Origin of the sequence: Bacillus salitolerans, from assembly GCF_042680805.1 — a bacterium.
Taxonomy (GTDB): Bacteria; Bacillota; Bacilli; order Bacillales; family SA4; genus Bacillus_CJ; species Bacillus_CJ salitolerans.
In genome coordinates this window covers 263082-289123 of record NZ_JBHUEM010000020.1, presented here as the reverse complement: position 1 = coordinate 289123, position 26042 = coordinate 263082, and the positions used below count along the sequence as shown (strand labels likewise).

Here is a 26042-nt window from a genome sequence, read left to right as displayed (position 1 = left end):
TTCAAATAAAAAATAATGAAGTAACTGAAAAGCTCACTTTCTCTATTTTGTTTTGCAGAGAAGTTGGGCTTTTTAATTTGGAATTTCCTTATCGTTGTAAATCCGCATTTTCCTGACGCTACCCCTAAATGAGCAAATTTGTTTAGTCTAAAAGTGATAAAGGACTGTATAAAATACAGGTAGCTAAATCTTTGAGTGTCCCTCAAAGATTTGTCTTACTGTGTTTAACTCTGTCTGTTGATTTGCTCTTCAATCACTTCGATCTGCGAGTGGTACGTGGAGCTTTTTTGGTGCTACAAACCTGCGGGTTCTCTCCCTGCCCTCTACTCTAGCAGAATTCTTCGCTTCTTCCGCTTCTATCAACAGCTTGAGATTGAGCTTAACCTAGCCAACTATTAAAAAGCACAAAAAAATCATCCTATCTAGTAGAATGTGAGTGATTAACTCACATTCAAGAAAGGACAATTTCTTTAGGAACTTATGGGACAGCCCCTTTTCATGTTTTAAGCGTATGAAATGTAGTGTTTGATGACTACATACCACTACATATTATCATTCATATATGTTAATCGACTTATTATCGTTGCTAATAACAAGGAACGTTCGGTTAAAGATGGGATTTCTAAGTATTCCTTGTCGCTATGTGCATTACCACCAACCGGACCAAGTCCATCAATTGTCGCAATTCCTAGAGCTGATGTAAATGACGCATCAGATCCTCCACCAGTCGCGGTATCTTCAATCTCTACGCCAATTTCATCTCCTACATCTTGAATGATACGCAGTAAGGCATTAGTCTTCTTGTTTTTCTCCATAGGTGGACGGTTTATTTCTCCTTCAAGGGATACCCTTGTACCAGATACATCTGTTGTTGAACAAATTTCCTCAAGTTTTTCTTCGATAATTTCAGCTTGCTCCATTTCAGAAATTCGGACATCTATTTGTGCTTCAGCATGATCAGATACCGTATTAGCACTTGATCCACCTTCAATTAAACCGACATTGACGCTTATACCTTTGTCGTGGTCCGTAAGCTCGTGTAATTGTATAATTTTGTGAGCTAATTCTTCAATCGCACTTCTACCTTTTTCAGGTTCGATTCCGGAATGGGCAGCCTTTCCTTCTACAATTATTGTATAATTACCTTTACCTCTTCTTGATGATACTAAAGAACCATCTTTCCTAGCAGGTTCCATTACTAATGCGTATTGTGTACTAACCGCTTCTCTTTCAATAAGTTTCCGTGATGTAAGGGAACCAATTTCTTCATCACTATTGATCATGATTTTTACATTCTTGAAGCTTTGGTCACCATTATGTTGCAATGCTTTTATTGCAAATAAGAGAGTCACTAAACTAGACTTCATGTCAATAACACCAGGTCCATATGCCCGGTTTCCTTCTATCCGAAATGACCGTTCTTTAGCTGTTCCTTCCGGGAATACAGTATCCATATGAGCAAGGACCAAGATTTGAGGTTCTTTTGCTTCTGCATATTGTATAATAAGATGGTTTCCAAGTTTATTCTGATTATCCACTTTCACTTGATAACCAAGCTGTTCATAGGAATCTTTAAGGATTTGTCCGATCTGATCTACTCCTTGTTTATAGTACGAACCACTATCGATATTCACGAGTTTTTCAATCATTTTTAGCATCTCGGGCTGGTGTTTCTTTAAAAACGACTCCATCATCCACTTTCCTTCTTTCCACGATAAAAAATGTTAATAGTCTGATTTTATCAAAGTTCATGTTTTGCCAAAAGCACTAATTATTCTTTGTAAAGAAAGAGATTGTCTTTGATGCAATAAACGACAGAATGGGTACGCAAAGGAAGCTTATTAAACTTTCTATAAATAAATCATCATTATATTCTTCAATTTTAAAGCGTAGTGATAGTGGATCGCCATCCTCATTTCCACTTGGCAAAAAGTAAAGAAAGTGATCTATGGTAATATCAATTATCCCTAGTAATACACAAAAGAAGAATCCACTTACAGCAGATATACCAAGTAAATGAGAAGATTCAAGTTTATGAGTTGAGTAGTGATAGGATAACGATCCAATAGTGATAGAAATGATGACAATAATAAGCTCGTTCCATTCAACATATAATGACTTTGTAAAGCTCAGTAAAATCATGAGAATGATTGTAGTTATCCCAATTAAAGCCTTATTCACGGTACTCCCTCCTGTTTACCTCATACCTTTCCCAAATTATAACAGCGTTTTGCTAGGCTGTACATAAACACTGTCGTATAATAACAGAAAAAAGACCGTATCAAACGGTCATATGAAAAAATCTTTAATTAGTAGGGATTACTCTGTTTCCCTTTTGCCTTTCCATTTGATGAATCGATAGGCTAAAAATGCTATATATAATGGAGTGGCAATATAAATCAAATATGGAAAATGCTGATAAGTACCTTTATATATAACAAATAATAAAGAACCTAAAAATAAGGTTATGATTGTTCCGTATTTTGGAAGCGGTATATCTTTAAGACTCGGGATTCTTATTCTACTAACCATTAGAAAGCTAAGTGCTGTAAAAACAACGGTTGTAATAATATCTGGTATGTAGTCGCCAAATATGGTCAGTAAGGCTAAAATTCCCCCTGCAGCGGTAATGGGAACCCCGATAAAATAACTTAACGAAGTTTTGTCGGAACTTATATTAAAGCGAGCTAAGCGATATGCCCCAAATAATGGAAAAAGCCCAGCAACAACAAAGCCTAATAAACCAAATTGATTGAAGTATGTATAATATACTAAAAACGATGGGGCAACACCGAATGTAACAATATCAGCAAGAGAATCTAGTTCCTTTCCAAGTGAACTATCTGCTTTTAGCATTCTCGCTAATCGACCATCCATACTATCGAGCATCATCCCAATTAATATTAAAATTGCTGCATTATTGTATTGGCCATATGCAGCAAAACCTATAGATAAGAATCCACAATAAAGATTTCCAAGTGTAAACATATTTGGAATGGATTTAACTAATCTCATGAAGAGACAATCACTCCTTTTTTATTAATCCTGACTCGGGTGCATAATAAGTAGTAACCTATAAATTAAGTAAAATAAGTTAATACAATAGATTATAACATTTTACCCATAACACATGTCGACTATTATTATCATAATTGTAAAAAGCCAACATGACTGTTGGCTGGTAAGTTAAACAAACATTAGTAAGCTCAATGCCATTATGGCCATCCCACCTATTAGCCCATAGATAGACAAATGAGCTTCATCATATTTCTTTGCTGCGGGTAATAATTCATCTAATGAAATAAACACCATAATCCCTGCTACGGCAGCAAATATAAGACCAAACATAATATTGTTTAAATAAGGCATTAAAAGTAAATAAGCAATAACGGCTCCTATCGGTTCTGATAACCCTGATAAGAATGATAATTTAAATGCCTTTTTCCTTTTACCTGTAGCAAAATACACTGGAACAGCAACGGCAATACCTTCAGGGATGTTATGAATGGCGATGGCAAATGCAATCGCAATTCCAAGAGCAGGATCTTGTAGAGCTGAAGTAAAGGTAGCGATTCCTTCCGGGAAGTTATGAATGGCGATAGCAAGGGCTGTAAATGTCCCCATTTTTAGTAGATTGGAATTTTTCAAATCAGCTTGATCTCCCTTTGGACGATTCATATCTTCTACTTTCTTTAGCTCATGTGGATTCGTTTGTTTTGGAATAAACTTATCTATCATTGCAATTAAGAGCATTCCCCCAAAGAATCCAGCTACTGTTAACCAATTGCCTAGTTCAATACCCAGTTCGCCAACCAATGCATCTTTAGCTTTTACAAAAATCTCAATCATTGAAACATAGATCATAACGCCTGCTGAAAAACCTAGAGATAACGATAAGAACTTGGTGTTAGTAGTCGATGTAAAAAAAGCAAGAATACTTCCGATACCTGTTGCAAGTCCTGCCATTAGTGTTAATCCAAATGCCAGCAACAGATTCTCAGCCATCATGATTTTTCCTCCTTCTACCTATGTTTACATCCCTATTTAGCATATTTAATACTAATAATTCTATAGTTGAAGTTTGCTTAAACATTATATGTGAGCCCAGTTAATTTGTTACTTACCTTAGTAACAAAAAAGAAAGGTCAAAGTATATGACCTTTCCATAAAAAGTTGATTAATTGGTTTTGTTTAATTTATGTACGTGAATTTTTTAACGTTTAATTGTTTAAAAAATATTAAACGAAATGCCTGGTTAGTTTATAATTAACATATCGTTGTTATCAAACTCCCAATTTTCACCGTATGCAACCTCCCAAATATAGCCATCTGGATCTGCAAAATAACCGCTATAACCTCCCCAAAATACAAGGGCTGGTGATTTTAAAAGTGTACCACCGGCATCAATGGCTTGGTTTATGACTTGATCTACCTCCCCCTTGGATTTAGTATTATACGCTAATGTTATCCCAGAAAATCCATTGCCAGTAGGCGGATTGTTTTCATTGATATCTCTAGCTAACTCGTTTAATGGATATAGTGCTAATTTTGTTCCAGCATTTTGGAAAAATACAATACCTGGGTTATCTTCACTTACTGTCGTTTTAAATCCAAGGCCATCTTTGTAAAATGTTAAAGACTTATTTAAATCTCGCACGCCCAGTGTAATTAAGTTAATTCTATTCACCTTACTATTCCTCCCTAAGATTGAGATTTTAGACAAATAACAAGTCTACTTTTAAAGAAGGTCTAATCCTTCTCTCGTAGACGCTTCTTTAATGATTATACTTCGCTACATGTTTGAAAAAACCTTTTACTCGGTCCAATAAAAAAGTTGCCTTATTGGCAACTAATAAATTCTTTATAGACCCCCGCAAGTTGGAGGAGTTTTTTTGTCTTCTTCGCGATTCTTCAGTATAGTTGTCGTTTCATCATCTGTTGAAACTAGTCCGTAACCCGTAGGACTTATTTCGTAGTCATTTGTAATGGCTTTTTCATGCTCTTTCATTAATCATTCCTCCTTCGTATAATTGTTATTTTTGCCCGATTTTTCATTAATATGATCTGTCTTTGTATGTTGACTTTATCTTAAGGAGGAGTGTTGTCTGCCAATTGGAGTTTACTACTTTCTATTGTATAACAGACTTGAAAATTCATCACTGCAAGAACAAAAGGCGCATGCGCCCCGTTTACCCTAAGCTAGAGCGTATGTTCTGACATGGAAATAAGGTGGTTTTCCCCTTTATTCATGTCAGGTTATTTGACCTCGAGTAGGATGAACATGGCAAAAATCGTCGCCATTTCATCTTGGCTGGGCGCAGGAGCTGGATTTAGGAGTAAGATGGTATAAATTTAACAGCTTTCTTAACTTATAAAAAAGAAGAGCTTATGCTCTTCTACATTGTTATAATTATTGGCCCCTCTTTTGTAAGAATTATGGTATGTTCATATTGGGCAACATGGCTTTTCTCCGTTACATATGTCCATCCATCCTCTAATTGATAAACTTCTTCTTCGAGGGTTGAAATAAACGGTTCAAATGCAATAACCATTCCATCTTTTAATAGCTCATCGTCCCATGTTTCATTAAAATTATAAATATGATTTGGCGGTTCATGTAATGAACGCCCAACACCATGACCGGTTAGATTCTTAATCACGGTCAGACCATGTTTTCTAGCAGTTTGGAAAACCGCTTTTCCGATTCTGCTCTTCTTTGATCCGGGTTTAGCCATTTTCAGACCTGCTTCAAACGCCTCTTTCACGACATCACATATTTTATGTCGTATATCTTCACCTTCTCCAACAACAAATGATACTCCTGTATCAGCAAAATAGCCATTTTTTGAACCAGATACGTCAATATTGACTAAGTCACCTTCTTGAATAACACGATTACCTGGAATTCCATGAGCAACCTCTTCATTTACACTAATACAAGTAAAACCAGGGAAATCATATTCTCCCTTTGGACCAGAAATAGCTCCATTCTCCTCGAACATTTCACCTGCAAGATTATCTAACTCTTTTGTTGTCATGCCAGGCTTTGTTTGTTTTACCAACTCATCTCGAATAGTTGCAACAATTTTTCCGATTTCTTTTAAAGCAACGATATCTCGCTCTGTTTTTGCAATCATTTACAATCCACCACCAATAATAAAAAGTTCGTTCCTGTGCTTATGCCATGAATGTTTAAGTGTACCTTCATTTCATGAACAATCCAAGTATTACTCATTTTAAAGATATTTAGAATGAAAATGCAACCAATATGTATAACTAAAATGAATATTTTCCACATAATAAGTAAAAAACTTTATTTTATTATATGGGAGTGTGAAAACCGTAGTAACAATTTTCGACTTACTACGAGTTACAGGAACGAAAATAATATATTTTTTCGTTCATATTCGTGCTTTTCTTCTATATTAGTGACAGGAAATGGCTAAAGTTGTAGTTTTATGCGCTTTCCCAAGAAATATTTCGGAATTAGCTGAAATTTTAAAAAACATAATATTTACTTTTTTTAGGGTATGATTAGGATATCTTTACCTAAAGAAGGAGAAACAATGAATACTTTTAATCAGCTAAAAGAAATGGACCGTAACGTATGGATTCGATTTGTTGGAGAAGCTATAAACGGAATAGCGTTTATGATGCTTATGCCTTTTTTTGCTCTCTATTTAAAAGATAAAGTCGATTCCTTGTGGCTCGTTGGGGTTGTAATAGCTATTGCCCCTGTCGCTTCTGTGTTTGGAACAATGATTGGTGGGAAAATGGCTGATTTGTATGGAAGAAAGCCGATAATGGTTGGATCCATGATTGGAAATGGTCTTGTAATGATTGGTTTCGTATTTTTTGACACGTTTATCGCTTTTGTAATCCTTTCTGCATTTATGGGCTTTTTTAACTCATTATTTCACCCAGCAGCATCTGCGATGGTGGCAGATGTAACACCTCCTGAAAAAAGAACGGAAGCATTTGGATTACTTCGACTAGGTCATAATGTAGGAGCTACTGTAGGTCCTCTTATCGGTGCATCAATTATTGTGTTTTCAAAATCTGTCATTTTTATGATTGCTGCGACTTCTGTCCTGCTCTATTCTTTAGTAGTTGCACTTTTCATATACGAAAGCTTACCGAAAAAAGGTCGAAATGAAGCTAAACTGGATGAAGGTAAACCAGATCACCTACCCTCTCCATTTAAAGTTTTATTACAGGACAAAGTTTTACTTGTATTTATCTTAACAGGTGTCGTAATTTCCATGTCTTTCTCACAAACGGAAGGGATGTTACCACTTCATTTTGATAATGAATTACGACATATTCCAGCAGAGAGGAATCCATTTCCATATTTAATGGCATTTAATGGTCTACTCGTTGTTTTATTCCAGTTTCCAATTTCGAGCTGGGCTGGAAGAAAAAAGATTGGATCGGTTATGATGATAGGTGCCTTTTTATTTGGATTAGGTCAAATTGCAATCGGGATCTTGCCTTCAATTTTTTACGAGCAACACGCTAGTTTCCTCAGTATTATGCTGATTATGCTTGTAATTTATGGTATATACACATTAGGAGAAATGCTCATAACCCCTGTGCAAATGACCTTTATCTCAAATATAGCACCAGAACACTTACGTGGAACATATATGGGGGCTTCTGGACTACAGTGGATTTTGGGTGGAGCAATTGGTCCTTTAATTTCTGGATTTCTGCTTGATCGTTCTTTAGGAAACATTATGTTTGTGTGTTTAGGTATCGGTTGTATGATTGCTGGAGGAATTTACGTATTAATAGACCGAATGGTAACTTCGGCTAGAATTTCCTCGAATAAAACGGAAGAAAACCCAAGCGCAGTATAGATGAAAAGCCTATCAATTGTGATAGGCTTTTCTAAATTTTGTGATTCAAGCTTAGTAAACTAGAGTGAGAAATTTATTTAAGTTCGTTCCATCTTAGAGAATTATATCGAATCCATTCATCTAAATCATTTTTATTAAAATATCTTTTTTGGTTTAGCGTAATGTATGGAATATACTCATATGTTGAAAAACTTGTTTGTTTATTTCTTTCTACGTCTTGTTTCAAAATCGTTCTTTCAAGTTCTTCTACAGGAATACTTAAATATTGTGCTGTTTCCTCGAGTGTCCAAAGCCCTTTATCTACAAACGGAACGATTTTTTTTACTTCTTGTTTTTCACTAACAGCATGTTCCCTATTGCTAGCATGTTGTCCTACTTGGTACCCTAAATAAACGATTGATAGGCTAAGAACAATGATTGAAATGAAACTTAAATACTTGTTCAAATAATCCTCTCCTTACAGTTATCATTGTTTAGATTATAATCTAATCAATGATATTTAGTGATCTCCCATACTCAAGTAATGCCATATAGGGGTCCCCCTTAAGTCCCAGAAGTTTGCAAAAAGCGGGTTCAGTTTTATCCCCCTCTAATTTTAATTGAATTACTTCTTCTCGGAGATGTGGGAATCGTTGTAATAGTTCGTGCTCGATAATCATATGTAAATAGGCATTTTGCTGAATGACTGGGATTTCCTGACCAAAAAGCTCAAATTCAAAGGACCTATAAGAGAAATTTGTTTTTATAACCTTGTTATCTCTAATCATGCACTGTTTTAGTCGAAATCCTTTCATTGATTCGTACAGAGTTCTTATTTGTTTCTCATAACTTTTAAAATCATGAACTTCCATAATAATATCTAAATCCGAATGGGACAGTCCAATGTCAATCGGAATAGTTCCGCACAAGATGGGAGTATAAGAGGATAAATCCTCCATAATAGCAAGATCAATAATTGCCTCATATGCGTCTCTTTGTTTAGTAGTGCCACTTTTTAAATACTCTATGGTAAGAAACATGTAACATTACTCCAGTCTAATTATTATAGGACCAATTTTTTTCAGAGGGAATATCAAACCCCAGATGTAAACTGTAGAATTAAGATTATGTTTCAGAGGTGTTAACTGAAAATAAGGAATGAGAATATTAAAGCAAGGCAACCCTAAGCAGGAGCTATTTTTATAGCTCAATACTTCGTCGGGAGTGATGTATCATGGCAAGAAACAAACTACTTGTTCCAGGTGCAGCTAATGTACTCGAACAAATGAAGTATGAAATTGCAGGAGAGTTTGGAGTAGAACTTGGTGCTGATACGACCGCGCGAGCAAATGGTTCTGTTGGTGGCGAGATGACAAAACGTCTCGTTGCTTTAGCAGAACAACACCTTCGTGATCAACAAGGTCAATAATTGTTGATCAGAAAAGAGACCCTTAGGGGTCTCTTCATCACGTATAACTCAAGCCTGTAACCCAGTGAATAAATAACCATGTTTTAGTTTAAATATCTCGAATTAACTTTCTATAAACGCATTCCTACTTTATTCTGATTGGATAAGGTTAGGATTATGACAGAATATCTACTACTTCCACAATGCTAGCAGTTGATATATAAATGATAGAAATTGTACAGAAGTCATAGATTCCACAAGCGTTATTTGTAAAAAAGGTCAAGGAGTATAAGGGTTGTAATGGTTATTTAGTTAACGTGGTCCTTTATAATTTTACATATTTAGCAGTTCTTCTTTTGTAACAACTTTCCAACCATTCTTCTCGAGTTTGTTCACGTATGATTGAACAGAAATCTCCTCTGCTTCTATTTCAAGTGGAGACAATGAAACCCAGCAGGTATTAGACGCATAATTAAGTGTAACTTTAACCACTTTATAACCATTGTGAAATCCAGGATCGAACCCAGGGTCATCGATGATATCTCCTTCTACAGGTCGAATTGTTGATTCAATTGTTTTAATTAATGTGGATACATTATTCTTATTCTGTTCCTTATATGACGAGACTAGAACTAGTAAATTTATTTTCATTTATCGCACCTTCTTTATGTACTATGTTTTTATTAATGTATAGTATCAGTAATAAATATTTGTGTAGACAATTCCCCTATATTTCCACACTTCTTAATACAAATGTAGCTATTTTGATTTGCAATTGCTCAAAACTTATGATTTCTTTAATCACTTCTCATTTATTTTTTTCAGTAAAACTATCATTTCGTTTTGTTCTACTTGATGTTGTTCAACTATTTTAGCAATGCTTTTGACTTTAAAAAACAAATAAAATAATATTGAAAACTGAATGAGAGTAAGTAAAATTGTTAAAATACCCATATTTAACCTCCAAATTATTTTACAAAAGTTCTATCATTGTTATTCTTACTTCGAATTACCTATAGTCCAAATAATATTCGAATAGAATTTATAGGTTTAATCATGAAATGATAAGTAAAGATGACAAAAAGAAATGAAAAGAATGGAAGGTATATATATTTCATCCAAATGGAACGGAATGTATATAAAACATGGAGCAATGAAATAAAAAAACTAATATCAGGGCAATGATTCGAATCCTATCTAAATCGTAATAACGGTTACTAGTGAGATGATTTTCCATTGTGTCCCTCATCTGCAAAAATCTACTATTCTACTATATTATAGAGTATTTTGTTTTAAGAGTCTTGTGATAATTGGCTGAATTATCCATATAAAAGAAAAAGGCACAAATTATCATGATTTGTGCCTAAGACATTCATTTATTAAAACGCCCAGTTCCCCTGTCTAAATACCGGTTCTCTTGTTCCATCTTCAGTAATTCCATCAATGTCCATCTCTGCAGAACCAATCATAAAATCAACGTGTGTTAAACTATCATTTAGACCGTGCGCAATAATTTCATCTTCACTCATATTTTTTCCACCTTCTACACAGAAAGGATAGGCTTTACCAATTGCAAAGTGATTTGATGCATTTTCATCGAATAATGTATTGAAGAAAATCAAGTCTGTTTCAGAAATTGGTGATAGATGAGGAACAAGTGCGATTTCTCCTAGGTATTTAGAGCCTTCATCTGTCTCAATTAGTTGTTTTAAGGTATCATATCCTTTTTCTGCATTATATTCCACGACTTTTCCATCTTTAAATGTAAGCGTAAAGTTTTCGATTAAGTTACCAGCATAACTTAATGGCTTTGTACTTGTTACAACCCCATTCACTCCTGTTTTAGCATTAGCAGTGAATACTTCTTCCGTCGGCATATTAGCAATAAATGTTACACCGTTTTCGTTTACACTTCCTGCACTAACCCAAATATGGTCTTTTGCTAATTCAACCGTTAAGTCTGTTCCTGGTGCCTTGTAGTGTAACGCTTTATATCTCTTTGCATTTAAATGTGCTGCTTTTGTATCGAGTGTTTCTGTATGTTTGTTCCATTCTGCTACAGGATCTTCTGAATGAATACGAGTAGCTTGAAAGATTGCATCCCATAATGCATCGACTCTCTTAGACGCTTCTAAGTCAGGAAACACTTTGTCAGCCCATGCTTGTGTTGGCATTGCAACAATTGACCAACTATTTTTGTCACTCATCATACGATTGCGATATATTTTCAATGCATTTGTAGCAGATTTTGTAAAGTTTTGAATTCGAGTTTGATCAATTCCCTTCAAAAGATCTGGATCTTTTGAGTCAATATGTAAAAATGCTGCACCCTCTTCAGCTAATTCATTACGACCATTTGTCATCCAGTTAGGATACTCTGTAAACGCTTCCTCTGGAGCGGATTCAAATTTCAAACGCGATAGCTGATCATCTACCCAATCAACCTTTACATGCTTTGCACCAAGTTCATATGCCTTCTTTGCAACAAGTCTTGTAAAATCAACGGTCTCAAGTGGTGCTGTAATGACTAAAGTTTGGCCTTTTTGAAGGTTTATTCCTACTTCTACTGCAAGGGCAGCATATTTTTCTAGCTTTTCATTAAATGTTGTCATTTGTAGTCTCCTATCAGATTGAGATTTTATTTTATCTTATCAATTATTAACCGATATTGCTAGGAATCCGAATTTATACCTTGTTATTGTCTAAATTATTGGGCTTTTTATACAAGAAATTATCCTTCTTCTCCTTATTACTAACCCCAAAAAAGAACCCTCAAATTAGTTATACACGTTCCTATACTGTTGGAAAAATGTAAAAAACCGGTGAAATAACATACCAAATCACATTAATTTAACACCATTATTAGCAGTAGAAATAGAAAACTAAAAACGCTTGGAATTTAGTATCCAAGCGTTCTGTTTCTTATTTTCTTTAAAGTAAAGCCACTCGTTAGTGTAAAATTCCCCTTTAATTATTTAATTCAGCATTCCTATTCCATTTTTCAATAATCTCTCCATTTTGGTCGTATCCCACAGCGTTTACAATTTCAGAAAAAAACATTTCTACGTCTACTGCTAAAAAAGATGGAATTTCTGTTATAAACGTATTATTCTTTGCACTAATTTCTTGTATTTCTCCATTTTTATAATGAATTTCAAATTTTTCTATCTCATGTTCATCAGTAGTGATAGCACCATGAATAATATATCCTATTCCTTCAAAATAGTTAGCCGAAACTAAAAAAGGTAAACCGCTTTCTGATTCAAAAGTTATACCAACACTTTGTTCATTGTTATATTTGTAATTTCCATTCTCAAATTCATAAACTCCTAAAATATGCTATGTTTGGTCTAAGTAATAAACTAATTGATTATTATCATCCTGGTTAATTACTTTTATAGGTGTTTTCCAATGACTTTGAACTGCTTCTTCAAGACTTGTGTACCCTGTGTTACAACCAGATAGAATAAATAAAATGGTAGTAAATAATAAAATTAACCTCATAGCTCCCACTCTCCCATATTAGAAATGACTAATAGCTAATAAAGTACACAGCTTCTTGTGCTAGACTGCCAGTTAACTCAATATCAACATCAATGAAAGTTTTTTTATTATCTAAGAAAGTAATGTTATATATTCAATTAGTTTTTTAATATCTTGGTTATCGGCCTCTCTATCTAAAGATTTTTCAAATAAGTGAAGAGCCATACTATCATTCTCTTTTAACCACTTAAATGCTTTTTTAGGACCTAGAAACCATATCCCTTTTAGTTCAAAATATATCTCCAAACTGTCTTTAAGCATCCAATTAAGTCTATAATTCCCTTCAATATCAGACTTTATAGATCTTACATACATCTTTTTAAGCCAGCCCTTTAAAAAGTCCTTTTCTTCTTGTGTTAGCTTTTTAGGACCATTATTATATATTGTCTGAATTTCGGTTAATAGTTGTACTCCAAGTCCCATCGTATCTACTAGTACTGTCCCTTCATTTATTCTCAAGAATTGCTCTGGTTGTTTTATCTTATTCGTGTTATATATCCAAGCATCCAATTGTTTACCTTCAATAGAATTTACATCATTCAGTTCTTCTACTTCCTGAGAAAATCCAATTATATCTATATCGCTTTCTGCCGTGAAGTCACCTGAATTGTATGAACCATATAAGATTAAAGTATGACAGTTGTATTTTTCTTCCAAGTATGTTTTAATCTTTTCAATTAACTCATTCATATGAACAACCTCGCTTCTTATTTCAATTAAACTATAATCATAAGTACTTTCGTGAACGATAAAGTAGCATGTAATAGCATTGATTCAGATATTATAATGGTAGTTGTTTTAATCTGTACGCAATACCAAGCTCATTAAAACCATTCATTTAAGCCTATCCATAATAATTCGCATCTTTGGTATATAAGGTCTTTATTAGCTAAAGTACCTTCCATAACAAGATGTGCCTGTTCATCATATCCAGTAGGTCTTGTTTCCATTTTTAAAGACTCTTCAAAAGTTCTAGCTCTAGTAATATAATATTTTTTATTGGCAAGTCCAATGAGTTTAGCAGTTTGCCAAGAAAAATCTTTTTTTTGCACCAAGAGGAAGGTAGTGTTCATTACCAATCTTATAATTATTTCTTATTTTTGCAATTATTTCGTATGGTTCCCACACTACATTGAATATCCCTCATTTGAATATTAAAACTAAATTAGTTTTTAAGAATACACCTTTGTGAACAAACCTGCTTCTATAATTCAATAAAAGAAGCTCTAATCCTTTTAGAATTAGAGCCCCCGATAGCTTAACAAAAAAGAGCTGTCTTATTAGACAACTCTTAGTTATTATATTGCCAAATCAGATATTATATTTTAGTTGTTCCAATAGTTCGATGGCACGTATGAATATATCTTCCATTCTTTACCGGTTTTCTTTAGATTATATACCCCGTCACAGGTCTCGGTATGAATAGTCTTCATATTATATATTGGATCTCGTGTGGTCAACGTGTATTTAAAACCGGTCATTTTAATCGCGGCGTAACGTTCAGTCGCATATAAAAGTTCTGTATTCCAGTTTGGAAATGTTTCAATACTAATCAACTCTAAACCTTTTAAGGATTCAAGCGATTCAATAAAATTAATTTCCCCTTCACTAATAGATAAGAAGTAGTTTGACGTTAGTTCGTTTGTGAGAGTAAATAAACCGATAAGATCCTTTTCAGCAATTAACTCCATTCTCTTTGTCAAATAGTCTTCAAAAACAAGTAGTGGTTCTGTATTGTCTTTTGATAAATTCATCAATAATGCATTTTTAATCATAGTTGAAGCCTGTGCACGAGTAGCTAGTTCTCGTGGTCGAAATTCATCAACATATCCATTAATTATCCCCTGAATTTTAGCTATTTGTATGAAATCATATGCCCAATAGTCGGTTTTAATGTCCTTGAATAACTGAGTCTCGGGAACAGACGTTTTTATATCTTCTCCAAATGCCCTTATTATTAATGCGGTAGCCTGGTCTCTTGTAATAAATGAATTTGGGTGAAAAGCACCTTCGCTACCTTTTATGATTCCCAAACTGCTAGCAATCTCCACATATTTACTAAACCAGTCTGTTGAGTGTACGTCACTAAATGACTGCGAAGGACTAGTTTCATTATATTGCAACTCCAAAGCGTTAGATAAGATTTTTATAAACTGTGCTCGGGTGATGGGACTGTTTGGCTCCAAGTTGACAGTTGCATTATTGTGTTCAATATACCCCGTCATAATGTCCGCATGCAAAAATTCAAGCAACGTCTCCCTTGCCCAATGATCACTAATATCATGAGGGGTGTACATCCAGGGTGCCTTGCCAATGCTTTTGGGTAATTCAGAATTTGCTTCTGCACTATAAGGCATTAGTACAGATGTTGCTAATAGAAAAAGTAAAAATCCCTTTAGATATTTCATAGTTACTCACTTCTTTCACAAATTTGATATCAGACTTAAGGTCCTCATTCACTATCTCTATAAATCCTATATGTAAAATAGTAAGTGTGACCCTCGATATATTCAACTGGTAATATTTTGAATGTAAGAGTCAAACAATTTTTTACTACGTTTTTTAAAATAAGATTTCTTTTCTTATTAAGAAACCTCTCTACTTTTGGCAGAAAACAGGTGACAATCGCGCCAAATCCTTATTGCATTCTTGCACCCGTTAATGTAATAAGAAAATAAATTATATACCACAATATTGCCGACAAACAGAAGCCAACTCATTAAGAGAGTATTCCATTTTGTTTTCATCATAGATTTTAATATTTTTTGTTTTTATATGGAGGTTGCCACCGATGTTTGGGGTTGCGATTATGTATGCTATTAAAATGATGTTATTATCAAATAAACGTAGATATAAAGAGGAAAACAAAAGACCAAATCATGTGCGATTTGGTCTGCTATTTAGTATGACATTTCATATGTTTCTCCATAGAAACTCTAACTATTATATTAGTTACTTGGTTTCTTTTTTTAGGTAGGAATGAATATCTGCTATTATTTCTTGGATATTTTCGTAGTTAGAATCTATGTTTAGTAGTTTTCTAATTATTTTCCTTGTTTGATCATCAAGCGTGAGTTCCTCTTCCCAGCTTGTTTCTTCCTTTTTTTTAGGTTGATAATTTGAATATAATAGGAAAAGTAAGAAATGCCCAATGTCGTAGAAGTCACTAGTATAAGTCTTTTCATGATAGATTCTATTCTTCTGTGAGTATTCTTCATTCATTACTTCATTTCCATCGGGATTTTTAAAGACGGCAAGGCCAAAATCAATGATAAATACTTCATCTCCATTTAGTAAAATATTCGGTAGTCTTATGTCTCTGTGAGCGATTTGGTTCTCATGTAAATACTTTAAAACGTATAATATTTTTAGAACAAGATGAAAACTTTCCTTTTCAGTGAATGTTTTCCCTTCATAGAAAATAAGTTCTTCGACATTTTTTCCTTCTATATAATCCATTACTAAAAATAAGTTGTGATTATAGTGAAATAGATCGATAAACTCTGGGATAGCGTAATGCGATAGGCTTTTGAGAATATACCCTTCATTTGCTAGTAGATTTTTCTTTCTTTTAAGCCTTCTTTTTTTTTGTTGCTTTACGACCACCTTTTTATTTGTTCGTAAATCGTTAGCTAGATATGCAATTCCATAACTTCCTTTACCAAGAATTCTTATTACTTGATACTGTTCTTTTATCCTACTGCCTTTTAGATAATAATGTTCAAATAATTCACTTAAATGAGAAATCATTAGCTACTACTATAAGATTTCCCAAAGAAACCGCTAGACTTGTGCTTCTTTTTATAATATCCGTGTCCATATTTAGAAGGATTGTGACCATAATACTTTTTCTTACGATCACTACTCGAATATCGTTTATGATGCACTTTACTCTTAATTATTTCTTTAATAATCTTTTTGAACATACTCTCACCCTTTTATTATGATATTTATGCCTTATTTACTTTTACGGCTAACCCCAATAAAAGTTTCAACATCATTCTCTAAATATGTCCCATAGGAACAAAAAGGCTCATGCGCCCCGTTTGCCTAAGACAGAGCAAATATTCTGTCATGAAAAAAGGGTGGTTTTCCCTTTTATTCATGACTTGTTTTTGACCTCGAGTAGGATGAAAATGGCAAAGGTCGTCACCATTTCATCTTGGCTGAACGCTGGAGCTGGATTTAGTCGTACCATTGTATAGAACTAAACACCAGAAATATATGCTTTCTTAGCTTAAAATAAAAAGCATCCGGGATAATCCCGCGATGCCCTAAAATCCCAATACATTTATTAGTATAAGGTCATGTTTCCAGTTTCCTTAGCATGATTTTCAGCCTTTGAAAGGAGTAAAAAGGTGAAGAATAATAATACAAGAAGTATTCCAGCTAACATACCTAAAGGTTTAATAAGTTGAAACCATTCTACTCGACCCATTAATAGTTCTCTTACAATACTTAATACATAAGTAAGAGGGAAAATATAGGCGATTCCTTTCCCCCATAATGGAAATGTTGCAACCGGTAAACGAACCCCAGAAAAGAATTGCATTGGTTCCTCAAGTACCGTGAAGAGTATCCCGGCATCTCTTGAAAATAAAAAGATAACATTCAAGAATCCTCCCCAGATGACTGCAGAAATGGTTAATACTACCATAACAATTGGTACGTTCCACCAAATAATTTCATGTGATTTACCAATGACAAATACAGCTAATAATGAAAAGAGTGAAAATAGCCAAACAGCCTCAACTAAATTACCAGCTGCTCTACCGTACATTACTGCTATTCGGGAAGCTGGGGTAAGGAAAATTAATTCCAGTGTACCCGACATACGTTCATAGGACATTTGCCATGCTGACTGAATGAGACACCAGAAAAAGATATAACCAAGATAGCCAGTTAACAAGAACAAAGATAAGTGTTCGATCTCGATAAACCTCGCCAATGGACTTGATTGGGTTAGATTAAATGGTTTAAACGAATAATAGGCTGTAACAAATAGAAGTGCTGGCCAAATCAGTAATGAGAAATATATGAGTTTATTATGATAATGATTTAGGTGAGATTTCCTCATCTCTGCCATTAGTATACTTATCATATATTTCATGATGCTTCTCCTGCTAAATGTATAATGGCATCTTCAAGTTTTGGACGGTTTACTTCAAACTTTTGTATGGTTAGTCCGTTCTCCATGCAGGTATTTAGTATGGTAGTGGTTGGATCATATGGTGCATTAAAACTAAGCAACTGACCTTCTTGTACTAGGGACGCATGGACTGAAATATGATTCTTATTTAAAGTAGATTCAATGTTTTTAATAGAATCGATACGCAAAGGTTCAGTTATCACCGTCACACTATAATCCTTGACAACAGTTTCTATTATCTTTTCAGGACTATTGTGCATTAGTAGTTCTCCCTTATTGATGATGTACACACGATCACATAGTTCTTCGACTTCGTCCAAATAGTGTGTGGTTAATAGGACACCTTTCCCCTGTTCTGTTGCAAGTGTACGAATTAATTTCCGTAATTGCTTGGCAATAGGTGTATCTAATCCAAGAGTAGGCTCATCTAAAAATATATAGGACGGGTCATTAATTAAGCCACGAGCAATTTGCAACCTCTGTTTCATCCCTTTTGAATATTGTTCTACAGGTTTATGTGCTACATCAGATAGACCAACTATCTCAAGTAATGACCAAATTCTTTCTGATAACGATTGACCTGAAAGTCCATATAATTTTCCGAAATATACAAGATTTTCGTAACCGGTTAAACGCCAATAAAGCATTCGTTCCCCGCCAGCAATCATATTCACTTTTTGTTTAGTACGCTTGGCATTCGTTGTTATGTCTTCACCATCTACAAGAATTGTTCCAGAAGTGGGTGAAAGTAACGTTGACAGCATTTTAATTGTAGTCGTTTTTCCTGCTCCATTTAATCCTAAAAGGCCAACGATTTCTCCTTTATGAATAGATAAATCTAATCCATTTACAGCTACCACTCGTTCTTTTGTTTTATGAAAGAAACCTTTCTTTTTCGTTACTACATATTCTTTTACAAGACCAGAAGCTTGAATCATACATACTCCCCCTTATCCAAAGTGTTTCTCGATTATGAATTTTTCCATTCTTCGAATTAATACCATTCCAACAAGTAAGTAAATAAAACCAAGTCCAATCATCTTAAAAATCTCTAACTTAACTTCTGTAATTGGAGTCCCTTCAATAAACATTTGACGGAATGCATCGACCCCATGTGTTAATGGCATCATTTCACCAATCCAGTGCACACCTAAAGGTAGGTATTCAGTTGGAAAGGTTATACTACATACTAATCCCATTAATACAAATAGTGTATTTTGAGTGATATATGTATCTCTGAAGTACAACATAAATCCACCAAGTACAAGAGATTGTGAAAACGTTGCAAAAATTAGAACGAATAATATGACTAAACAACCTAGAACATTGACATTATAGAAAGATAATCCAAATAATCCGCCAACTAGTATGATTGCAAGAAACTCAAGACCTAGTCTCATCAATCCTTGTGCAGTGGCACCTAAAAAGTATCCATTTCTTGAAGAAGGAGTTAACAATAAGCTATCGAGTGTTCCCTCTCGAAATTCTGTAATCAGTGTTCTACTAACAATCATGAGAAGAGAAACTGAAAAAGAAAATAATAGTCCACCTAATATTGTGTAAGAGATATAGTCATTCGTTCCTGCTAGCTGATTAAAACGACTATCCATGTCACCTTCAAACACATAAAAATATGTAAGATAAGCGAAAATGACAACGTACGTTCCACTTAAAATATGTCCAATGAAAAAGGACCAAGGATACGCACGTCTCATTATTAAGAAATTTCTTGTAAAGGTTGCACTTACTGTTAACCACACATGAATCCCCTCTTTTAATTTATTTAGATAATAGAGGCTGATCGAAAAACTGATCTAAATCAACCTTCAATAGAGAAAGTTGCATTTTATTGGTAGAGTAAAAGACATAGTGTCCTCTTCTTTCCGAAAAAATAAGTTTAGCTTTCTCTAAAACTTTTAAATGCTTAGAAATCGTTGCAGGAGCTAATCCAAATATATCGACTAGCTGTTGTGTACAATATGAGTGGTATAGCAGTCTCTGCAAGATAAGTAACCTTGTTTCATCACTTATCAACTTTAATACAGTTAATAAGTCTTCAGGGACATACTCCTGTTTCATTTCATTTCCAGGTATTTCAACATGAAATGCGATGGATAGATGTGGTGCATCAAGTCCTACCAATAAATGAGGGGCTACAAATGTTGAAGGATATAGGGTGATAGAATCCAAATCTTTCCACAAATACTGATAGGTTTCTGCCTTGTAAAATTTAATCCAATGTTCCGAAACTCCAATTCTTGGGTGTAAGCTCAAAATGGTTGCACCGCCATCTATTTGTAAACCATCACTAATTTCATGTATAGAACGTATAAGCCAAGGTTCTATCCTGTAGAGTTCTCTTGCAAAAATGTGTTGATGGTAATCGTATAGAGCCTCGCACAATTCACTTTTTAACGTATGTAATGATAAACCGAGCGTTCTCTCTGAATTATTTCCTGTCAGTAACCTAGCAAATTTATCATCGTTTAATTGACGTATTCCATCAATTATTTCTTCTGGTTGTTTTGATTTATCTTCTAGCATATCTAGATAATCAAGAATATTTAGCCACTTATTTGATAAATCACCTAGTTTATATAGTGTTTTTGATAGATTTCTATCCAATTGATCACACACTTCTTTTGCCCATTTCAACCTGTGTGTGTGATGTTTAGGTTCGTGTAAGACATGTAAGCTAACTAGCATTTCATAAAATGGTGAATATTTTACGTGAACATGTTTTTGAAACCAGCGCTGTAATTCTATAAAAACCATCTCCATTTGATTCGCTGTTTGGTGAATCAGTTTTATAATTTTGCAAAATTATTCAGTATAATAATGGAAAAAAGTTCAGTTGTCAACTGAATCGTAAAGATATGCTTCTCCAATGAAATAGTCAGAATAATCTTTCGTATTGCGAAAAGAATACTATCTGTCTATAATAAGGAACAATATTCACAAAAATTAACAATACATAATTTGGAAATAAGTCTATTTATGTACGATTAATTTGCTAGTTTCTAAGACGAAAGTATGATGATAGTTCCATCTCATTCACGATGAGTCTTCGCTTAACTAGAGGTATATTTTAAAGAGAAATTGAAAAACATCTGAGGTGAATGGAATGAAATTTAGGGATTTTCATATTAATATCAAAATTAGAATAGTAGAAACATTCTTAAGTCGGCTAGTAGGTGGGATGGTTTTTCCCTTTATGGCGATTTATTTGGCAAGTCATTTTAGTGCAAAGCTTGCTGGAATATTGTTAATGTTTAATGTTATCGTTGGAGCAGCTGTTAACTTTTTAGGAGGGTACTACTCTGACATATTCGGTAGAAAGAAATTAATGGCGTTTGCGGAGGTTGTTAGATTTTTAGCTTTTGCTACGATGGCACTTGCTAACTCTGCTTGGTTTGAACTACCGCTCTTAACCTTCTTCATGATGACAATTAACAGTATTTGCTGGGGATTAGCAGGCCCTGCAAATCAAGCCATGTTAATTGATGTATCAACGCCAGAGCAACGAAAGCTTATGTACTCTATAACGTATTGGGCTACAAACTTGTCAATTGCCCTTGGTGCAATTGTAGGAGGGTTTTTCTTTAAAACACATCTATTTGAATTGTTTGTTGCAACTGCATCAGTTGCCTTCCTAGTATCAGTATTAGTAGTGTTTTTCATAAAGGAAAGCTTCACTCCAACACAAGATACTAAACCAAGTTTATATCCAAGAGGGATATTCAAAAGTTATGGAAAAGTTTTGGAAGATCGTCTGTTTGTTATGTATGTTCTTGCGGGACTATTAATATTCACATTAGAATTAAGCTTAACGAATTATATGGCCATTCGACTTACGAATGAAATGCCCCTCCAAACTTTTTTCTTGTGGCAAATCGATGGAGTAAACATGGTTGGATTCCTTCGTACAGAGAATACCATTCTAGTTGTACTAACATCTATATTTGCTGCTAAAATGATTACAAAGTTTAAGGATGGAAATGTACTCATTGTCGGATCTGCCATGTATGTTATTGGATATTCTGCTATATCATATTTTAATAACATTTGGGTATTATTTGCCTTTATGTTATTTACAACCATAGGTGAAGTAATCAAGGTACCAGTACAACATGCCTACTTAGCTTCTATTCCACCGGCAGAATCAAGAAGCACATATATGGCCATAAATGGCTTAACTTTTAATGGTGCTATGTTAGTTTCTTCTCTATTCGTAACATTAAGTGCATTTCTACCTTCTATATGGATGTCCATCCTATTGTTAGCTATAGGAATGGCTGGTGTATTTATTTACGCAACAATTATTCCAGAACTCGAAGGTCGTAAGCAGCTTTCAGATTCTACTAGTAATCAAGTGAAACCGGCTTAAAAAATCTATCATTTGTTGCCTATAACAAGCTACCTATACCAAGATCAAGTCTTGCAAATAGGTAGCTTGTTGTTTTTTCTCTGTTTCAAATATTCATAGAGCCTCCCATTCTTTCGTATGTATAAATGTACGTGAATTGAGAAACCTTCTGTCCAGCCCCAAAACATTCATAAACCGTACACCCTTTAAATCCTTTTTCACGTAAATCCTTGTGTATCCTGCAACGATAATTATTCTGAAGATTATCACATGGTATGCCACTACTTTTATCATTAGCGAAATCTGCAGACTTTGCAAATGGTAAAGCTACACAGCACAGACTAAAACAATTCTCACAATCACTATGTAAATCGATTACAACATGATTCATATGCTTTTGTTGATTCATTAACTACACTTCCCTATCCCTACAAAAATACCTTTTTCAACACTTATTCACTTGAATTCCTTCTTATAGATCATGGATAATAAAATCTTTCATTTGGGGCATTTCTTTAAAAAGAAGGTGTTCACTTACGATTTTGAATGATGCTATATAGTATTGTAAAGGACAAAAATGGAAAAGTGTTATCATAATAGGAAGGGGAAATGAAATGCTAGAAATGATTGCGGGATGGTTAGTATGTTTATCGATCATGTTGGGGTAATCTTTTTTCCTGAACATAAATTATTTCGCTATATAGGTCGATTAGCGTTTCCTATCTATTGTTTTGCTCTTACTCAAGGATATCGCTTTACACATAGTATGAAAAGTTGCATGCTACGTCTTGCAACTCTTATGATAATTTCACAAATCCCCTATGTTTTGGCTTTTAATAGTCTGACTTTAAATGTTATTTTTACTCTCTTTTATTCATTAATCATACTTTGGGTAGTAGATGTAACTAAATGGTATATATGGGTTCCGGTTTCCATAGTGATAAGTATTATTTCTGAATTAGCAGAATATGGAATTTACGAAATTATCATGGATACCATCAACTATTGGGGCATTTTCTTCTACATAATGCTGTATGGAGTTTTTTTGATTGGTCATCTATTCAGCTACTTAGTATGTTGGGGACAATCGTAATATTAAATCAAGAAAAGTATAAACAAATAAAGGTCAACCGTTTTGTATATCGCACTTTTTATCCACTGCATCTGTTCCTTCGTAATAAGATAGTCCCTATGTTATGTAATAGATAGACAAGACAATTAGATGAATCAGGCCAAAAGGCTAAGGTCCCTTTCCCTTTTATTCTCCTAGAGTTATTTGACCTCGAGTAGAATGAAAAGAAAAGATCGTCGCCATTTCATCTTGGCTAGGAGCTGGATCCAGACTACATCTAAGAACATCGTAGAAGGAAAACACTAGAAAATTATACTCCCTAATAAAAAATTGAAAAATCTAGAATGAATCTAGATTCTACTTCTTACTTCTTCTTTTATTGATTCAATTACATGCTCTGATAGCTCAGCTGGAACAGACGATTCTCCATCAAGAAGCCAGGTATTGATTACTTCAAGATCTGATTTTACAAACGATATACTGTATTGCCTGAGGTTATATAAAAACTCAGTCGTAACCGTTTCTTCACCGTAATTTTCCTCATCAATAATCATGTGTTTAATTTGATAAGATTTCATTATTTACATCCTCCCTTACATTTTAGAATATACAAGAAGTAATATTTTATTTATTCGCTACCATGAATCCTTAAAAATGAAGGCAAGCAGCCCAAGGCAAAGTCAGCAAAGCCATAAAGCAGATCACAGTAGAGGTTTGGAAACAACAGATAATCCATTGAAATACTAAAAAGACATCCGAATAAGGTTATTTCGGATGCCTTTTGTCGTCAAACTGAAGTAGGTACATATTTATATATACCTACTAACATCAAGATTTAAATAGAAGCAAATTCGTCAACTAAGTCACTAAATATCTTTAAGGCATGTTGGATTGGCTCAGGTTTCCTTAAATCTACACCTGTTGCTTTTAATAGTTCTAGTGGATAATCTGAGCTCCCGCTTTTTAAGAAGGATAAATAGTTTTCAAGTGTTTGCTGATCTCCCTCTAGTATTTTATCAGCAATTTGGATTGCAGATATGTATCCTGTCGCATATTTATATACATAGAATGGGCGATAAAAATGTGGAATACGAGCCCAACCGTACTTTACTTCATCATCAAGAACAAGATCTTTACCATTATAAATAGCAAAAATTTCTTTATATATCGAATTAAACACATCTACATTTAGGGGTTCATCATTTTCTGCTTTCTCATGAATACGCTTTTCAAATTCTGCAAACATCACTTGTGTAAACAATGTTCCTTTAAAGCTTTCCATAAAATAGTTCAATAAATACTTTCTCATCTGAACCTCTTCTGTCGTTTTGAGCAAGTACCTAATTAGTAAAATCTCATTAACAGTTGATGCAACCTCTGCTACAAATATTGAATATCCTGCAGTGATATGAGGTTGATGCTTGCTACTGTAATGGGAATGCATCGCATGACCACTTTCATGTGTGAGTGTAAATAAGCTCCTAATATCGTCTTGATGATTTAATAAAACATATGGATGTACACCGTATAAACCCATATTATAAGCTCCTGAACGTTTACCGGGGGTCTCCCTCACATCAAAATATCTTTGTTCCTTAAATTTTTTTAAATTAGATATGTAATCATCCCCAAGTGGAGCTAGGCTTTTTAACATAATATCGTAAGCTTCCTCATAAGGGATGTCCTTTTCCACACCTTGAACGAGCGGGACATTTAAATCATACGTTCGGAGTTTATCTACACCTAAAATCTCTTTTCGGATTCTTGTATATTTGTGCATGGGCTCAATGTTGTCTTTTGTCACTTGTATTAGGTTTTCATAAACTTCACTTGGAACTGCATCTGAAAATAATGCCTTTTCAAGGGCCGAAGAGTACCTTCTAAGTTTTGAGGTCACTACATTGTTTTTAATCGCAGAAGCTAATGTTGATGCAATTGTATTTTGAGCGGCCTTATACGGTCTGTAATAGGCTTCATATGCTTCCTTCCGTTTCTCCCTATCTTCACTTTTAATGAGTTTTGCGTACATACCACGAGTTAGTTCTACCTTTTCTCCACTATCACTTGTTACGTCACCAAACTTAATATCGGCATTATTGATCATTCCAAATATTTTACTCGGTGCAGATAATGCTTCACCCATTAATGCTAGTACTTCTTCCTGTTCTTTTAATAAAACATGTTTTTTGTAACGGTATGCTTCATACAGCTCTTTCTCAAAGTATTCAAGACCTACAGTTTCTGAGATATACTTCCTTAATAACTCCTCTTCTAAACTTAAAAGATATGGCATAAAGAATGACCGGGCTGAGCTTACTTTTTGTCCAAGGTGACTTGCTTTATCACGAAGAGCTTGGGATGAAGTAACTCGGGTATCAAGATCAGAGAGAAGCATCCCATATGCGAACAGCTTTCTATACAAATAACCCATTTGTTCTTCAAGCTTTAAATAGCGTAATAAAGATTCACCGCTATTTATGTTACCATCATAGCTCTTTACCTGATCAGTAAGCTCTTCCACCTGTTTATAATCCTTTTCCCAAGCTTGTATGTCCTCATATATGTCCTCTAACCTCCACGTTTCATGAACTGGTACCTCTTCACGTGTTTTATATGGATTCATTTGATGAACTCCTTTCGAATATGTATTTTGATTACTCCATCCT

General features: G+C 34.3%; 27 protein-coding genes and 1 pseudogene. 4 read left to right on the top strand and 24 right to left on the bottom strand.

The window, feature by feature from the left end; genetic code table 11:
- Nucleotides 1–542: 542 nt before the first annotated feature.
- The 7 genes from ACFSCX_RS13070 to map form a co-directional block, all read right to left on the bottom strand.
- Entirely contained in the window at nucleotides 543–1691 is a 1149-nt protein-coding gene (locus ACFSCX_RS13070) for a M20 family metallopeptidase (protein WP_377928798.1), read from the bottom strand.
- A 76-nt stretch (nucleotides 1692–1767) separates the two neighbouring features.
- On the bottom strand, nucleotides 1768–2181 hold the full coding sequence (locus ACFSCX_RS13065) for a hypothetical protein (RefSeq protein WP_377928692.1): 414 nt from the start codon (nucleotides 2179–2181) through the stop codon (nucleotides 1768–1770).
- Between the two features lie 138 nt (nucleotides 2182–2319).
- On the bottom strand, nucleotides 2320–3015 hold the full coding sequence (pssA, locus tag ACFSCX_RS13060; RefSeq protein ID WP_377928691.1) for a CDP-diacylglycerol--serine O-phosphatidyltransferase: 696 nt from the start codon (nucleotides 3013–3015) through the stop codon (nucleotides 2320–2322).
- A gap of 171 nt (nucleotides 3016–3186) precedes the next feature.
- A complete protein-coding gene (gene zupT / locus ACFSCX_RS13055; RefSeq protein WP_377928797.1) occupies nucleotides 3187–4005 on the bottom strand; it encodes a zinc transporter ZupT in 819 nt (272 codons plus the stop codon).
- A gap of 250 nt (nucleotides 4006–4255) precedes the next feature.
- The gene (locus ACFSCX_RS13050) at nucleotides 4256–4687 is read right to left on the bottom strand and encodes a VOC family protein (protein WP_377928690.1); all 432 of its coding nucleotides are present in this window, start codon (nucleotides 4685–4687) and stop codon (nucleotides 4256–4258) included.
- A 174-nt stretch (nucleotides 4688–4861) separates the two neighbouring features.
- Nucleotides 4862–5008, bottom strand: a complete 147-nt coding sequence (locus ACFSCX_RS13045) for a hypothetical protein (protein WP_377928689.1) — start codon at nucleotides 5006–5008, stop codon at nucleotides 4862–4864.
- Nucleotides 5009–5396: 388 nt separating this feature from the next.
- Nucleotides 5397–6137, bottom strand: a complete 741-nt coding sequence (gene map, locus ACFSCX_RS13040; protein ID WP_377928688.1) for a type I methionyl aminopeptidase — start codon at nucleotides 6135–6137, stop codon at nucleotides 5397–5399.
- Nucleotides 6138–6566: 429 nt separating this feature from the next.
- Between map and ACFSCX_RS13035 the strand changes: the two genes are divergently transcribed.
- On the top strand, nucleotides 6567–7859 hold the full coding sequence (locus ACFSCX_RS13035; protein ID WP_377928687.1) for an MDR family MFS transporter: 1293 nt from the start codon (nucleotides 6567–6569) through the stop codon (nucleotides 7857–7859).
- 73 nt (nucleotides 7860–7932) lie between these two features.
- On the opposite strand, the gene ACFSCX_RS13030 is transcribed toward ACFSCX_RS13035, so the two are convergent.
- Nucleotides 7933–8304 carry a hypothetical protein gene (locus tag ACFSCX_RS13030; protein ID WP_377928686.1) on the bottom strand — a complete coding sequence of 124 codons (372 nt, stop codon included), beginning with the start codon at nucleotides 8302–8304 and terminating at the stop codon, nucleotides 7933–7935.
- A 40-nt stretch (nucleotides 8305–8344) separates the two neighbouring features.
- The gene (locus ACFSCX_RS13025; protein ID WP_377928685.1) at nucleotides 8345–8878 is read right to left on the bottom strand and encodes a DUF4269 domain-containing protein; all 534 of its coding nucleotides are present in this window, start codon (nucleotides 8876–8878) and stop codon (nucleotides 8345–8347) included.
- A gap of 194 nt (nucleotides 8879–9072) precedes the next feature.
- Between ACFSCX_RS13025 and ACFSCX_RS13020 the strand changes: the two genes are divergently transcribed.
- A complete protein-coding gene (locus ACFSCX_RS13020; RefSeq protein ID WP_377928684.1) occupies nucleotides 9073–9267 on the top strand; it encodes a small, acid-soluble spore protein, alpha/beta type in 195 nt (64 codons plus the stop codon).
- A gap of 312 nt (nucleotides 9268–9579) precedes the next feature.
- Here ACFSCX_RS13020 and ACFSCX_RS13015 read toward each other — a convergent pair whose 3' ends face one another.
- From ACFSCX_RS13015 to ACFSCX_RS12960, 12 genes are all read right to left on the bottom strand, one after another.
- Entirely contained in the window at nucleotides 9580–9897 is a 318-nt protein-coding gene (locus ACFSCX_RS13015) for a hypothetical protein (RefSeq protein ID WP_377928683.1), read from the bottom strand.
- Nucleotides 9898–10047: 150 nt separating this feature from the next.
- Nucleotides 10048–10200: a hypothetical protein gene (locus tag ACFSCX_RS13010; protein WP_377928682.1), complete on the bottom strand. Its 153-nt coding sequence runs from the start codon at nucleotides 10198–10200 to the stop codon at nucleotides 10048–10050.
- 425 nt (nucleotides 10201–10625) lie between these two features.
- Entirely contained in the window at nucleotides 10626–11858 is a 1233-nt protein-coding gene (locus ACFSCX_RS13005; protein WP_377928681.1) for an aminopeptidase, read from the bottom strand.
- A 727-nt stretch (nucleotides 11859–12585) separates the two neighbouring features.
- On the bottom strand, nucleotides 12586–12750 hold the full coding sequence (locus ACFSCX_RS13000) for a hypothetical protein (protein ID WP_377928680.1): 165 nt from the start codon (nucleotides 12748–12750) through the stop codon (nucleotides 12586–12588).
- Nucleotides 12751–12861: 111 nt separating this feature from the next.
- Nucleotides 12862–13479, bottom strand: coding sequence for a nucleotidyltransferase domain-containing protein (locus ACFSCX_RS12995; protein ID WP_377928679.1), 618 nt, complete (start codon nucleotides 13477–13479; stop codon nucleotides 12862–12864).
- 134 nt (nucleotides 13480–13613) lie between these two features.
- On the bottom strand, nucleotides 13614–13862 hold the full coding sequence (locus tag ACFSCX_RS12990; RefSeq protein WP_377928678.1) for a kanamycin nucleotidyltransferase C-terminal domain-containing protein: 249 nt from the start codon (nucleotides 13860–13862) through the stop codon (nucleotides 13614–13616).
- A 252-nt stretch (nucleotides 13863–14114) separates the two neighbouring features.
- Nucleotides 14115–15197, bottom strand: a complete 1083-nt coding sequence (locus ACFSCX_RS12985) for an S-layer homology domain-containing protein (RefSeq protein WP_377928677.1) — start codon at nucleotides 15195–15197, stop codon at nucleotides 14115–14117.
- Between the two features lie 544 nt (nucleotides 15198–15741).
- Nucleotides 15742–16539 carry a protein kinase domain-containing protein gene (locus tag ACFSCX_RS12980; RefSeq protein WP_377928676.1) on the bottom strand — a complete coding sequence of 266 codons (798 nt, stop codon included), beginning with the start codon at nucleotides 16537–16539 and terminating at the stop codon, nucleotides 15742–15744.
- A 544-nt stretch (nucleotides 16540–17083) separates the two neighbouring features.
- Entirely contained in the window at nucleotides 17084–17899 is an 816-nt protein-coding gene (locus ACFSCX_RS12975) for an ABC transporter permease (RefSeq protein WP_377928675.1), read from the bottom strand.
- A complete protein-coding gene (locus tag ACFSCX_RS12970) occupies nucleotides 17896–18876 on the bottom strand; it encodes an ABC transporter ATP-binding protein (protein ID WP_377928674.1) in 981 nt (326 codons plus the stop codon). Before ACFSCX_RS12970 ends, ACFSCX_RS12975 begins: the two co-directional genes overlap by 4 nt.
- Nucleotides 18877–18888: 12 nt before the next feature.
- Nucleotides 18889–19698, bottom strand: a complete 810-nt coding sequence (locus ACFSCX_RS12965) for an ABC transporter permease (RefSeq protein WP_377928673.1) — start codon at nucleotides 19696–19698, stop codon at nucleotides 18889–18891.
- Between the two features lie 19 nt (nucleotides 19699–19717).
- Nucleotides 19718–20719, bottom strand: coding sequence for an ArsR/SmtB family transcription factor (locus tag ACFSCX_RS12960; protein WP_377928672.1), 1002 nt, complete (start codon nucleotides 20717–20719; stop codon nucleotides 19718–19720).
- A gap of 343 nt (nucleotides 20720–21062) precedes the next feature.
- Here ACFSCX_RS12960 and ACFSCX_RS12955 point away from each other — a divergent pair, with 343 nt between their 5' ends.
- Nucleotides 21063–22325: an MDR family MFS transporter gene (locus ACFSCX_RS12955; RefSeq protein WP_377928671.1), complete on the top strand. Its 1263-nt coding sequence runs from the start codon at nucleotides 21063–21065 to the stop codon at nucleotides 22323–22325.
- Nucleotides 22326–22452: 127 nt separating this feature from the next.
- On the opposite strand, the pseudogene ACFSCX_RS12950 reads toward ACFSCX_RS12955, so the two are convergent.
- Nucleotides 22453–22713, bottom strand: a pseudogene (locus tag ACFSCX_RS12950) (pentapeptide repeat-containing protein); the annotation flags it as partial.
- 234 nt (nucleotides 22714–22947) lie between these two features.
- Here ACFSCX_RS12950 and ACFSCX_RS12945 point away from each other — a divergent pair.
- Nucleotides 22948–23397, top strand: a complete 450-nt coding sequence (locus ACFSCX_RS12945; RefSeq protein WP_377928670.1) for a TraX family protein — start codon at nucleotides 22948–22950, stop codon at nucleotides 23395–23397.
- 329 nt (nucleotides 23398–23726) lie between these two features.
- Here the strand turns inward: ACFSCX_RS12945 and ACFSCX_RS12940 are convergent, their stop codons facing one another.
- A complete protein-coding gene (locus tag ACFSCX_RS12940) occupies nucleotides 23727–23954 on the bottom strand; it encodes a hypothetical protein (RefSeq protein ID WP_377928669.1) in 228 nt (75 codons plus the stop codon).
- A gap of 257 nt (nucleotides 23955–24211) precedes the next feature.
- Entirely contained in the window at nucleotides 24212–25999 is a 1788-nt protein-coding gene (gene pepF, locus ACFSCX_RS12935; protein ID WP_377928668.1) for an oligoendopeptidase F, read from the bottom strand.
- Nucleotides 26000–26042 lie beyond the last annotated feature (43 nt).